Origin of the sequence: Streptomyces sp. NPDC090442, from assembly GCF_044769405.1 — a bacterium.
Lineage (GTDB): Bacteria > Actinomycetota > Actinomycetes > Streptomycetales > Streptomycetaceae > Streptomyces.
The window spans coordinates 39517-52656 of sequence record NZ_JBIVXW010000004.1; the positions used below are offsets into that span (position 1 = coordinate 39517).

Consider the following 13140-nt stretch of genomic DNA (forward strand, 5'->3'; position numbering starts at 1 on the left):
ATGACGGAACCGGCACTGGAGTCGATCCTCGCCGGGCTGGCGGAGACGGAGGCGGCGGAGCTGCGACAGCGGATCGCCGCGCTGTCCCCCCAAGCCCGGGCACGGTTCGAGCGGACGCTCTCCGCGGGCCCGACCACGGCCGCCCCGGCACCCGTGGCCGCGGCGGTGCGGCCCTCCTTCGGCCAGGAACGGATGTGGCTGCTCAACGAACTGGCGCCGGCCGCCTACGCCTACGCCACCGCCGTCCGGCTGCGCGGCCCGCTGAACCCGGTCGCGCTGCGGTCGGCGCTCGACGCCGTCGCCCGACGCCAGGAGGCCCTGCGCACCAGCCTGTACCAGGCCGAGGACGGGACGTTGGGGTGCTCGATCGCCACCAGGGTCACGATGCCGCTCCTCCTGGTCGACCTCTCCCGCCTGGCCGGAGCCGATGACCGCGACGAGCGGCTCGGGGCGCTGCTGCGGGCACAGGCCCGCCGCCCCTTCGACCTGCGCCACGGACCGCTGCTGCGCACGGTGCTGTTCCGACTGGGCCCCGAGGACCACCTCGTCCTGCTCACCCTCCACCACGCGATCACCGACGGCTGGTCCAACGGCGTGCTGGCCCAGGCCCTTTCGGACTGCTACCGGGACCTCACCGCCGGGCAGCCGGTCCGCCTGCCGTTCCCCGCGCTCGGCTACCACGATTACGCCGCCTGGCAACGCGCCCGGCTCACCGGGGCGGAAGCCGCCGAGCTGACCGGCTTCTGGCGCGACCGGCTCTCTGACCTGCCGTACACCGAGCTCCCGTTGGACCATCCGCGGCCGGCCACCGGGCGCGGCACCGGCGCCAACCACAGCCTCCTGATCGGGCCGGAGCTGGCCGACCGCCTGGACGGACTGCGGCGGGAGACCGGTGGTTCCCTGTTCATGCTGGTGCTGACCGCCCTGTTGGTGGTGCTGCACGGCTGGACCGGGCAGCGCGACCTCGCGGTCGGCACCCTCGTCTCCGGCCGCACCAGGCCGGAGTTCGACCGGCTCATCGGCTACTTCGTCAACGTCGTGCCGCTGCGGCTGCGGATCGAGGACGGGCAGGGCTTCCACGACCTCTGGGCGGCGACTCGCACGTCCACCCTGGAGAGCCTCGCCCACCAGGAAATGCCCTACGAGCACCTGCTGGAGCTGCTCCGGTCCGACGGTGGGGGCGACCCCCCGATCAGGGTACTGTGCGTCGCCCAACAGACCCATCCGACCCTTGAGTTACCGGGACTGGCGACCGAACAGCCGGACATCGAGCTGGGAGCGGCGCAGTTCGACCTCCTGGTCGAGATCTGGGAACACACCGACGGGATCAGGATCTCCTGCCAGTACGACCTGGACCTGTTCACCGGAACCACCATCGCGCTCTTCGCCGAGCAGCTGCACACCGTGCTGGTCGGATGCGCACACCACCCCGAGCTGACCGCCGCCCAACTACTGGCCCCGCCGGCCGCTGTCGAGCCCGCACCGCCGGCGGCCGCCGAGCGGACCGACGGCGTGCCCGCGGCCTTCGAACGCCGGGTCGACCGCGCCCCGGACGCGATCGCCGTGGTCGACGGCGGGCGTTCGGTCACCTACCGGGCACTGGACCGCAGGGCCAACCAACTGGCCAGGAGGCTGCGGGCGCGGGGCGTGGCGGACGGCGACCGGGTCGCCTGCTGCCTGCCCCGCTCCCTCGACTCGGTCCTCGCCGTGCTCGGAGTGCTCAAGGCCGGGGCCGCCTATGTGGCGTTGGACCCGGACCAGCCCGCCGAGCGGCTCGCCGAGATCATCGCCGACGCCCGACCCCGGTGCGTACTCACCACCACCGCACTGCTGCCCCGCTGGGCCACGACGGACACTCCCCTGATGGCGGTCGACGATCCGGGCGAACCGGTCCGGGGATTCCCGGCACACCGCCTGCACCGCCCCGTCCACCGGGAGTCCGTCGCCTACCTGATCTACACCTCCGGCTCGACCGGCCCGCCCAAGGGCGTCCTCGGCACCCACCGCGGGGTGCTCAACCGGGTGCGGTGGATGCGGCGGACCTATCCCGCCACCGGTGCGGAGGTCTGGGCGGCCAGGACGTCCCCCGGCTTCGTCGACGCGGTGGGGGAGACCTTCGGTCCGCTGCTGTCCGGCGTGCCGCTGGCACTGCTCGGGGCTCAGGACACCGCCGACCCCGAGCGGTTGGTCGGCAGGCTCCGCGCGCACCGGGTGACCCGGCTCGTGGTGGTGCCGAGCCTGCTGCGCATGCTGCTCGACGACCAACCGGACCTGCACCTCCACCTGCCGCACCTGCACACCTGGGTCAGCAGCGGCGAGGCGCTCGGCGCCGACCTGGCCGAACGGTTCCACCGGTGTCTGCCGGGCCGCCGGCTGCTCAACCTCTACGGTTGCGCCGAAGTCGCCGCGGACGCCACCGCGTTCGAGGTGCCATCCGGCGGCAATCCGGCGACGGTCCCGATCGGCCGGGCCATCGACGGCACGGCCACCCGGGAACTGACCCCGGCCGGCCTGCCGGCGCCGACGCTGGGATTCGGCGAACTCCACGTCGGCGGGGCCGGATTGGCCCTCGGCTACCACGGACGCCCCGAGCAGACCGCCGACCGGTTCGGGCCGTTGCCCGGCGGCAGGCCCGGACAACGCTGGTTCCGTACCGGCGACGCGGTGCGCCGGCGCGCCGACGGGAACCTGGAGTACCTCGGCAGGCTGGACGCACAGGTGCAGATCCGGGGCCACCGGGTCGAGCCGGGCGAGGTCGAACGCGCCCTCCTGCGACACCCCGGAATCCGCGACGCCGCGGTCGTCACCCGCCCCGACCGCATCGGCGCGCCCCTGCTCGCCGCGTATGTGGTCGCCGTCGACCAGGAGCGGCCGCCGCACGACGTGATCGGATTCCTGCGCAACCGGCTCCCCACCTACGCCGTGCCGGCCACCGTGGACCTGGTTGCGGAACTGCCGCTGAACGCCAGCGGCAAGGTCGACCGACGGCGACTGCGCGCGCTTCGACCGCAGCCGGCGCCGGCTGTGGAGCGGCGGACCGCACCGGACGCCGGGCCGACCGAGGCTGTCGTGCTCGACGTCTTCACCGCGTTGCTGCCGGTCACCCGCCGGCCGGGTCCGTCCGACGACTTCTTCCTGCTGGGCGGCAACTCGCTGCTCGCGGCGCGGGTCGCGGCGGTACTGCGCGAGCGGCTCGGAACACCGGTGGGGTTGCGCGACCTCGTCGCGGCGTCGACCGCCCGCGCCCTGGCCGCCCGGCTCGACGCGACGGCCGGACGACAGGACGTACCGAAGGTCTCGGAGCGGCTGACCCCCGACCGGGCGGCGCGGCACGCCCCGTTCCCGCTGACGGACATCCAACGGGCCTACCTCGTCGGCCGGGACGCCGATCTGGTGCTCGGCCGCGTTTCCACCCACGCCTACCTGGAACTGACCGCGACCGGACTGGACCTCGACCGCTTCCAGGCCGCCCTGCGCGCGGTGATCGAGCGTCATCCGATGCTGCGCGCCGTGCTGGCCGACGACGGCACGCAGCGGGTGCTGGACTCGGTGCCCCCCTACCGCATCGCCGTCCAGGACCTGCGACGGGACGCCGCGCCGGACCGGACCGCGCGACTGGCTGCCTGGCGGACCGAACTCTCCCACCAGTTGCTCCCCGCCGACCGGTGGCCGCTGTACGACGTCCGGGCCTCCCTGCTGCCCGACGGGGACACGCTGGTGCACCTCAGCATCGACGCGCTGATCTGCGACGCCCACAGCTTCGGGCTGGTGATGGCCGAACTGACCGACCGCTACACCGGCCGGCAGCGCGGGTATCCGCCACTGGAGCTGACCTTCCGGGACTATGTGCTGGCCGCCGAACGTCGCCGCGCGCAGCCGGAGCACCAAGAGGCCCGGACGTACTGGATCAACCGCCTCGCCGACCTGCCCGAGGGACCCGAACTGCCCCTGGCCACCGCGCCGGAGAGCATCGACCGGCCGCACTTCGTCCGCCGTTCCGGGGCACTGGACCGGGCGGACTGGTCGGCGCTCAAGGCGCGGGCGGCCGAGTTCGGCCTGACGCCGTCCGCCGTCGTCCTCGCCGCCTTCGCCGAGGTCGTGACCCGATGGAGCAGGCGCCCGCACTACAGCCTGATGCTCACCGTGTTCCAGCGGGAACCGGTGCACCCCGAAGTCGACCTGATCGTCGGCGACTTCACCTCGCTGTCCGTGCTGGAGGTCGACCACCGCACCGAAGCGCCCTTCGCGGACCGCGCCGGCGTGCTGCACCGGCTGCTCTGGGCCGACCTGGATCACGCCCGGTTCAGCGGGGTCCAGGTGATGCGGGAATGGGCCCGGCAACGGGGCCGCCCACCGCAACTGCTGACCCCGGTGGTGTTCACCTCGAACCTGCCGTTGGCCACCGCCGCCGACCCGGCGCAGGCCGAACGCGCCCCGCTGGGCGAACTCGGCCACGGCATCACCCAGACCCCGCAGGTGCACCTGGACCACCAAGTCGCCGAGCGCGACGGCGCACTCGTCTTCAACTGGGACGCGGTCGACGAACTGTTCCACCCCGGCGTGCTGGACGGGATGTTCGACGCCTACCGCCGGCTCCTTGCCGACCTGGTGGCCGACCCCGCCCACTGGACCGGCCGGCCGGCACCCTCGCTCCCCGCCGCGCAGCAGGCCGTCCGGTCGGCGCTCACCGCCGCCGACACCACCACCCCCCGACCGCACTGCCTGCACGATGCGGTGTTCGCCCGCGCGGCGGCGCGGCCCGCGGACCTTGCGCTGGTCGACGGCGAGACCAGGATGACCTACCGGGAACTGGCCGAACGGGCCCGTCGGGTCGCGCACACCCTGCTGGCCACCGGCGACCGCCCCAACGCACTGGTCGGCATCGCCACCGACAAGGGCTGGCAGCAGGTGGTCGCCGCGCTCGGCGTGCTGGCGGCCGGGATGGCCTTCCTGCCCCTGGACCCCGAACTGCCCGACGCGCGCCTACGGCACCTGATGGCACGCGGCGAACTGCGGACCGTGCTCACCCAGCGGACGCTGGCGGACCGGCTGCCGCGACCGGCCGGAGTACAGGCGATCGCCGTCGACCGGCCGGCCGACCTTGACCGCTCGGCCGGCCCGCCCCAGGTGCGCACCGACCCCGCCGACCTGGCCTACGTCATCTTCACCTCCGGCTCGACCGGAACGCCCAAGGGCGTGATGATCGACCACCGCGGCGCGGCGAACACCATCGACGCGGTCAACCGGCGCTTCGAGGTCGGCCGCCACGACCGCGTCCTGGCGGTCTCCTCCCTGAGCTTCGACCTCGCCGTCTACGACCTGTTCGGCCTGCTGTCCGCCGGGGGCACGGTCGTCCTGCCCGCGCCGGACAAGCGGCGCGACCCGGCGCACTGGGCCGAACTGGTGGCCCGGGAACGGATCACGGTCTGGAACTCGGTGCCCGCGCTGGCGGAGGTTCTGACCGAGTACGCCGGAAAGCTGGCACCGACCGCGCTCAGCACGCTGCGCCTGGTACTGCTCAGCGGCGACTGGATCCCGGTCGCCCTGCCCGACCGGCTCCGCGAACTGGCCGCCACAGCACGGCTGATGAGCCTCGGCGGCGCGACGGAGGGATCCATCTGGTCGGTCTGGTACCCCATCGGCGAGGTCGACCCGTCCTGGCGCAGCATCCCCTACGGCGTGCCCATGGCCCACCAGTCGATCCGGGTGCTCGACGACCGGTTGCGACCGCGTCCCGACTGGGTGGCCGGCGAGCTCTACATCGGCGGCGCCGGCGTCGCGTTGGGGTACTGGCGCGACGAGGAGCAGACCCGGTATCGGTTCCCGCGCGACCCGGAGACCGGCGAGCGCCTGTACCGGACCGGCGACCTGGCCCGCCACCTTCCCGACGGGAACCTGGAGTTCCTCGGTCGGCAGGACGGCCAGGTGAAGATCAACGGTTTTCGGGTCGAGCTCGGCGAGACCGAATCGGCGCTGCAACGCCTCCCGGGGGTGCGGGCGGCCGCCGTGGTCGCGGTCGGTGAGCCGGGGACGGAACGGCGGCTGGTCGCCTTCTTCGTCGCCGAACCCGAATCCCACCAGGAGCCCGCCGAGCTTCGGACCCGGCTCGGTGCGGTGCTGCCCTCCTACCTGGTTCCCACCGTGTTCCACCGACTCGACCGGATCCCGCTGACCGGCAACGGCAAGGTGGACCGCGCCGCGCTGAGCGCCCAACTCCCCTCCCGGGAGCAGCGGATGAGGCGAGCGCGCGCCGCCGTGGCCCCCCGGCACCACAACCGGACGCTGACCGAACTGGCCGCCATCTGGGCGGAACTCCTCGCCGTGCCGAGCGTCCGCCCGCAGGACAGTTTCTTCGCGCTCGGGGGCACCTCACTGGAAGCCATCCGGCTCATCGCCACACTCCAACAGGAGCTGGGCGTGCGGATCCCGCTCGCCAGGCTGTTCACCACCCCGACGCTCGCGGCACTGGCCGAGGCCGTGGCCGAGGCGCAGGGGAACACCGGCCCCGAGCCGGACCCGACGGCCACGCTGACGGCCCAACCGGAAGCCCGGAGCGAGCCGTTCCCGCTCACCGACATCCAGCAGGCGTACTGGCTCGGCCGCCGGTCCGGCTTCGGGCTCGGCGGTGTCTCCACCCACAGCTACCTGGAACTCGACGTCGACGACCTCGACACCGCCCGGCTCGAACGGGCCCTCCGCCTGCTGATCGACCGGCACGACGCACTGCGGACCGTCGTCCGGCGCGACGGCCGGCAGCAGGTCCTGAACACCGTGCCCGCCTACCGGCTCGACGCCTCGGACCTGCGCGGCCGGGCACCCGAGGCCGTGGCACACCGGCTCGCCGAGGTCCGCGGCAGCATGTCCCACCAGGTCCGGCCGCCCGAGGAATGGCCGCTGTTCGAACTGCGCGCCAACCGCCTCGACGCCACCATCACCCGGCTGCACATCAGCGTCGACCTGCTGATCGCCGACGCCCACAGCGCCCGCATCCTCACCGGTGAACTGCTCGCCCTGTACCACGACCCGGTGGCCGAACTGCCCCCGCTCGGCTGCACCTTCCGCGACTACGTACTGGCCGTCGAGGGGCTGAAGGACGGTCCGCGCCACCGCCGGTCGCAGCGCTACTGGGCCGACCGGCTCGCCGAACTACCGCCCGCCCCCGGCCTGCCACTGCTGCGGCGGCCGACCGAGCTCACCAGCCCCACGTTCCACCGCCTGCACACCGAACTCACCCCGACGGCATGGCAGGCGGTGCGCGCCTGGTCGGCCGCGGCGGACCTGACCCCGTCCGCGACGATCTGCGCCGCCTTCTGCGAGGTGCTCGCGGCCTGGAGCGACAGCCCGCGGTTCACCCTCAACGTCACCACGTTCAACCGACTGCCCCTCCATCCGCACGTGGACGCGCTGGTCGGCGACTTCACGGCCACGACACTGCTGGCCGTCGACGGCTCCGGCGAGTCCTCGTTCCCGGCACGGGCGAAACGCCTGCAGGACCAGCTCTGGCGGGACCTGGACCACCGCACGGTCACCGGGGTCGAGGTGCTGCGCATGCTGCGCAGCACGGACCCGCGCCGGCGGGACGACTCGGCGATGCCCGTGGTGTTCACCAGCACCCTCCTCTCGGACGGCGTGCTGCCGGCCGCGCAGGTGCCCGCCTGGCGGGCCAGGACGGTGTACGCGGTGAGCCAGACCCCCCAGGTGCTCCTCGACCACCAGGTCGGCGAGCAGGCCGGAAAGCTCGTCTGCACCTGGGACTTCGTCGCCGCGGCGTTCCCGCCCGGCCTGGTGGAGAGCATGTTCAACGCGTTCGAGACGGTACTCGCGAACCTCGCGGCGGCAGCCGTGGAATCTGGAGGCGACCCAGCATGAGCATGGTCGGGGAAGGCTTCTCGGTGCTCCCTGCCGAGCAGCGGACACTGCTGCTGCGCATGAACGAGGTGACCGGGCCGATCCCGCCGGGCACCGTGGACCAAGCGGTCGCGGCGCTGGCGGCCGAACGGGGCGACGCACTCGCCGTACTCGGGCCCGGACACCGGCACACCAGGGCCGCGCTGCTCGCCGCCGCCGACGGTGTCGCCGCGGCACTGGGCCGGCAGGCGGTGCGAGCGGGGGACCGGGTGGCCCTGTGCGTCGAGCCCGGTGCCGACCAACTGACCGGTCTGCTCGGCATCCTGCGCGCGGGCGCGGTACCGGTGCCCGTGGACCCCGGCCGACCACAGATCTCCCGATGGCGGCAGCTCGACCGGGGTGGGATCTCGGCGTGCGTCTCGCAGTCCTGGTTGCTGGACCGGCTGAGTTGGCCGGAGGGGACCGCGACGACGGCGCTCGATCGGGTGCCGGTGGCGGCCCCCGCCGACCCGCCGCCACGCGACCAGCGGGACCCCGCGGTGGTACTCCCCGACGGCGACACCGGGGTGGCCATGAGCCACCGGGAACTGCTCAACATGACGGCCGATCTCGGCGACCGGTTCGGGCTCGGACCGGACGACCGGATCCTGGCCCTCGCCCCGATCGCCTCCGGGCAGGGAATCAGGGAGAGTTGCCTCGGTCTGCTCACCGGTGCCGCGCTGGTCTTCGGTGAGGACATCGACCTGCGGGAGCCCGCCGCCTGGGTCGATCTGCTGGCCCGGGAGCGCGTCACGGTGTGGAACTCCACGCCGACCCTGCTGGAACTGCTGCTCACCGAGGTGGAACGCCGCGGCGGGCGGCTGCCCGGGACGCTGCGGCTGGTACTGCTGGGCGGGGAGCTGCTGACCGGCGCCCTGCTCGGACGCCTGCGCCGACTGTCCGGCCCGGAACTCGTCGTCGCCAACCTCTCCGCGGCCGAGGAGCACGGGGCCTGGGTCACCTGCTGCCAACTGACCGATACGGAACGGGAAATGGCGGCGGCGCCGATCGGCGGTCCGATGCGCAACCAACGCCTCCACGTGCTGGCCGAGAACGGCGGGATCTGCCCGCTCTGGGTCACCGGGCAGGTGCACCACGGCGGCCTGGCCGCGGACTGCGCGCGGCACCGGTCCGCCACCGGCACCGACCGCTGGCCCGCCCATCCGGAGTCCGGCGAACGCCTGCTGCCCACCGCCTTGTTCGGCCGGGTGCTCCCGTCGGGGACGGTGGAGACCGTCGGGCACGCCGCGGCCCAACTCGTCGTGCACGGTAGGCGACTGCATCTGCACGACACGGAAGTGGCGCTGGCCTCGACGGACGGGGTGCGGGCCGCCGCGGTGGTCACGGTGGCCGACGAGAGCGCGCTCGGCTTCGTGCGGCTCGCGCCCGGGACGCGCCGCACCGGGCAGGACCTGCTCGACCAACTGCGCCGCAAGGTCTCTCCGTACCTGCTGCCCAGCAGGATCGAGATCCTGGACACCTTCCCCTTCACCCCCGACGGCAGGGTGGACCGCGACCGGCTTGCCGCGACCGGCGGCGCGGCCCCTGCGCCCGTCGCCGACCGGCCACCGGTGGCGGCGGACGACCAGGCGCTGTTGGCCTCGGCCACCGAAATCGCCTGCCGGGTCCTCGCGGTGGACGAGATCGACCCGGAGATGAACCTGATCGACCTGGGTGCCACGTCGGTGGAACTGGTGCGGCTGGCCACCGTCATCGAGGAGGAGCTCGGGCTCGACGTCGCGGTCGAGGAGCTGCTGCGGTTCCCCTCGATCGCGGTGCTGGTCGGCCCGCACCTCACCCCGGATGCCGAGCCGCCCGCGAGCGGGACGGACGCCGGACCGCCGGCGAACGAGGGCGAGTTGCTCGTCGACATTGTGGCGCGCCAGGCGTTCAAGGACACCCATCGCGGCATCCGGCAGGAGTACGACAAGGTCGCGGGGACCGCCCTCGGCGGAGTGGTGGATCCACGGGTCGCCGGTCGCCGCAGCCACCGGCGGTTCGCGTCCGGGCCCGTAGCCTTCGGCGAACTCGCGGCGCTGCTCGGCGCCGTGCGTCGGAGCCAGCACGAGGGAGAGGCCAGGTTCTGGTACCCCTCGGCGGGCAGCGCCTACCCACTGGGCGTCTACGTCGACGTCGCACCGGGCCGAGTGACAGACCTGGACGCGGGAACCTACTACCTCCACCCCGCCCGCGCCGAACTCGTTCCCGTCCACACCGGCCACCACGTGCCGGCCGTCGCACACGCCGAGATCAACCAGTCGGCGCTGCGCCAGTCGGCGTTCGTGCTCTACCTGATCAGCAGGATGGACGCCATCACCCCGCTCTACGGCGAACTGGCCTGGGACTTCTCGGTGTTCGAGGCGGGCGCGATGACCCAGCTGCTGATGATGGTCGCGGCGGAGACCGGCCTCGGCCTCTGCCCGATCGGCACGGTGGACACCGACGCGCTGCGCGAACCGCTCCGGCTCCGCCCGAACGACCGGTTCGTGCACGCCCTGCTCGGCGGCATCCCGGACGTCGGCGGCGACCGGTCGGGCCGCACCGCGCGGCGGGAGGGGCCACGGACATGACGGCGGGCACCGGCGGTCCCCGACCCGGTCAACGGCGCCGGGTGTCCGCCCACCCCGAGGACTGGGTGCGCACGGCCGGACTGCCGACCGGCGCGACCCTGCCGCTGCAGGTGTGCGCCGCGGAACCGGGCGTCGACCTGACGCACTGGGCCGCCCGCTCGACGCGGCGCGTGCGCACCTGGCTGGACGCGCACGGCGCCGTGCTCTTCCGCGGCTTCGGCGTCGACCTGGACCGCTTCGGTACGGTACTGCGCGCACTGGCCGGCGATCCGAGCCCCTACCTGGAACGGTCCTCGCCGAGGACCGCACTCGGCGACCGGGTCTACACCGCCACCGACCACCCCGCCGACCAACCCATCGCGCTGCACCACGAGAACTCCTACCAACGGGAGTTCCCGCAGCGCCTGGTGTTCTGCTGCCTGCGGCCGGCGGCGACCGGCGGCGCGACGCCCTTGGCGGACGCCAGGAAGGTGCTTGGCAGGATCCGGGCCGACGTGCGCGCCGGATTCGCTGAGCGAGGGGTGCGCTACGTCCGTAACTACGGGACCGGTCTGGGAATGAGCTGGTGCGAGGCGTTCCAGACCGACCGGCGCGCACGGGTCGAACGGTACTGCCAGGAACGGGACATCGAGGTCGAGTGGGTCGGAGGCGACCGCCTGCGGACCGTCCAGGTGCGGCCCGCCATCGCCGTGCACCCCGGCACCGGTGCCCAGGTCTGGTTCAACCACGCGGTCTTCTTCCACGTCAGCAGCCTGCCGGCGGAAGTCTGTGGGGCGGTCCGTGCCCAGTTCGCCGAGGCGGACCTGCCGGTCAACACCTACTACGGAGACGGTGAACCGATCCCGGACGAGGTGCTCGACCACCTCCGGGCGGCCTACGCGGCCGAGCGGACCGCGGTGCCGTGGCAGTCCGGCGACGTGCTGCTGGTGGACAACCTGCTGGCCGCCCACGGCCGGGAGCCCTACACCGGCGACCGCCTGGTGGCGGTCGCGATGTCCGGTCCGCTGTCCTGGGACGCGGCGCGGGCCGAGGTGGTCCGATGAGGGCACGGCGGTCCGAGCGCATCCCACCGCCCCCCGGCGTACTCCTGGAAACCGGCCCGGGACGGCACGTCCGGGCACTCCGGGCGGACGGCGAGGTGGACACCGACCGTCTGGCCACCGCGGTGCGCACGGTGGCCGCCGCGCCCCCGTTCGCCGGCTTCGCCCCCGACCTGCGCCGGCACCACGCGGACGAACTCGGGCCGGGCGATCCGATGGCCTCCTGCGTGGCGCTGCTCAGGGCCGAGCGCGACCGTCCGGCGGACCGCGACGGTGGACCGCCGATCCGGTTCCACTGGGTGCCCCTCGCCGAACACGGGCACGTACTCGGCCTGGTCGCACCGCGGCGCGCGCTCGACGCGCGCTCCCTGTACGCGGCGCTCGGGGCGGTGTTCCAGGCGTACTTCGGCCGCTTCCGGGTCGCGGCCTACCGTGACCCGACCGAGCTGGCCGGCTTCGATCCGGTCGGGAGGCCCGCCGCGGACCAGGCCCGACGGCGCTGGTGGGACAAGGAGCTCCCCCGCTACGCGACCCCGGTGCGCAGTGCCCGGACGGCCCACCGCCGGACGGTCCGCTCCGAACGGCTGCGCGTCGACGCGCAGTGCTGGGCGACGCTGACCGGCGGCAACGGCCCCCTGGGAGCCAGTGGCTCGCTCGCGGTCGTCGCCCTGCTGGCCTGGTGCCTGCGTGCCCAGGGCAGGCCGGGCACCGGCTTCTGCTGCGACTTCGACCTGCGGGACGCCTACGAACTCGGTCCGGTCCTCGGCCCGTTCACCGACCGACTGCCCTTCCGAGTCGACCTCGACGGACTGAAGAGCCCGGCCTTCTCCGAGGTCATGCAGCGGACCCAGGCGGGCTTCCTGGACTCGGTGGTGCACTACCTGCCCTACCCGCGCCTGCTGGACCAGGGCCTGCGCACCGGCGCGCTGCCGACCCCGCACACGGCCGCGCTGTGGGACGTCACCGTGCACTTCTGCCGGAACCCGCCGCGCAGCGCCCGCACCAAGAACGAGGGGTCACCGGCCGGCGGCCTCTTCTCGATCGAGCTGTTCAGGGAGGCCGAACTGCTCGGCCACACAGGACATTTGGGCGCCGCGCCGGACGACGGTGCGCTGCTCGACGTCCACATCGGAGAACTCGACGACGACACGGTGCTTGTCCTCGACCACGTCCAGCCCGACGTCACCGAAGCCGGCGCGGCCCAACTCATGGACCTGCTGCGGCAGTTGATCTACCGGGTCGGCGCCGATCCGGCGGCACCACTACCGGACCTCAGTCAACGATAAGGAGCACCGCCCCATGACCGACACCGTGGACGAGCGTACCTACCACGTGGTGCGCAACATCGAGGAACAGTATTCGATCTGGCCCACCGATCAGGACGTACCCGACGGTTGGACCACCGTCGGCAAGACCGGGGGGCGCGAGGAGTGCCTGGCCTACATCGGTGAAGTCTGGACCGACATGCGCCCGTTGAGCCTGCGCATCTTCATGGAGGAACACCCCGACGGACTGTCCGAGGACGTGCCCGAGGACCCGTTCGCGGGTACGCCGACCCTGGTGGAGCGGCTGACCACCGGTACCCACCCGATCGAGGTCTCGCTCCGCCCCGAGCGCACCGCCGCCGCGTTCAGGGAGTCGAT

At 73.3% G+C, this 13140-nt stretch carries 4 protein-coding genes and 1 pseudogene; all 5 read left to right on the forward strand.

Annotated elements, in window-relative coordinates:
* Window positions 1-7869 carry an amino acid adenylation domain-containing protein gene (locus ACIQU6_RS04580; RefSeq protein ID WP_403480150.1) on the forward strand — a complete coding sequence of 2623 codons (7869 nt, stop codon included), beginning with the start codon at window positions 1-3 and terminating at the stop codon, window positions 7867-7869.
* Complete coding sequence (locus ACIQU6_RS04585) at window positions 7866-10457, forward strand: AMP-binding protein (protein ID WP_403480151.1); 2592 nt, start codon at window positions 7866-7868, stop codon at window positions 10455-10457. Before ACIQU6_RS04580 ends, ACIQU6_RS04585 begins: the two co-directional genes overlap by 4 nt.
* Window positions 10454-11500 carry a TauD/TfdA family dioxygenase gene (locus tag ACIQU6_RS04590; protein WP_403480152.1) on the forward strand — a complete coding sequence of 349 codons (1047 nt, stop codon included), beginning with the start codon at window positions 10454-10456 and terminating at the stop codon, window positions 11498-11500. The genes ACIQU6_RS04585 and ACIQU6_RS04590 overlap by 4 nt, the downstream gene beginning before the upstream one ends.
* Complete coding sequence (locus ACIQU6_RS04595) at window positions 11497-12783, forward strand: hypothetical protein (RefSeq protein WP_403480153.1); 1287 nt, start codon at window positions 11497-11499, stop codon at window positions 12781-12783. The genes ACIQU6_RS04590 and ACIQU6_RS04595 overlap by 4 nt, the downstream gene beginning before the upstream one ends.
* Before the next feature lie 13 nt (window positions 12784-12796).
* Window positions 12797-12997, forward strand: a pseudogene (locus ACIQU6_RS04600) (MbtH family protein); the annotation flags it as partial.
* Window positions 12998-13140 lie beyond the last annotated feature (143 nt).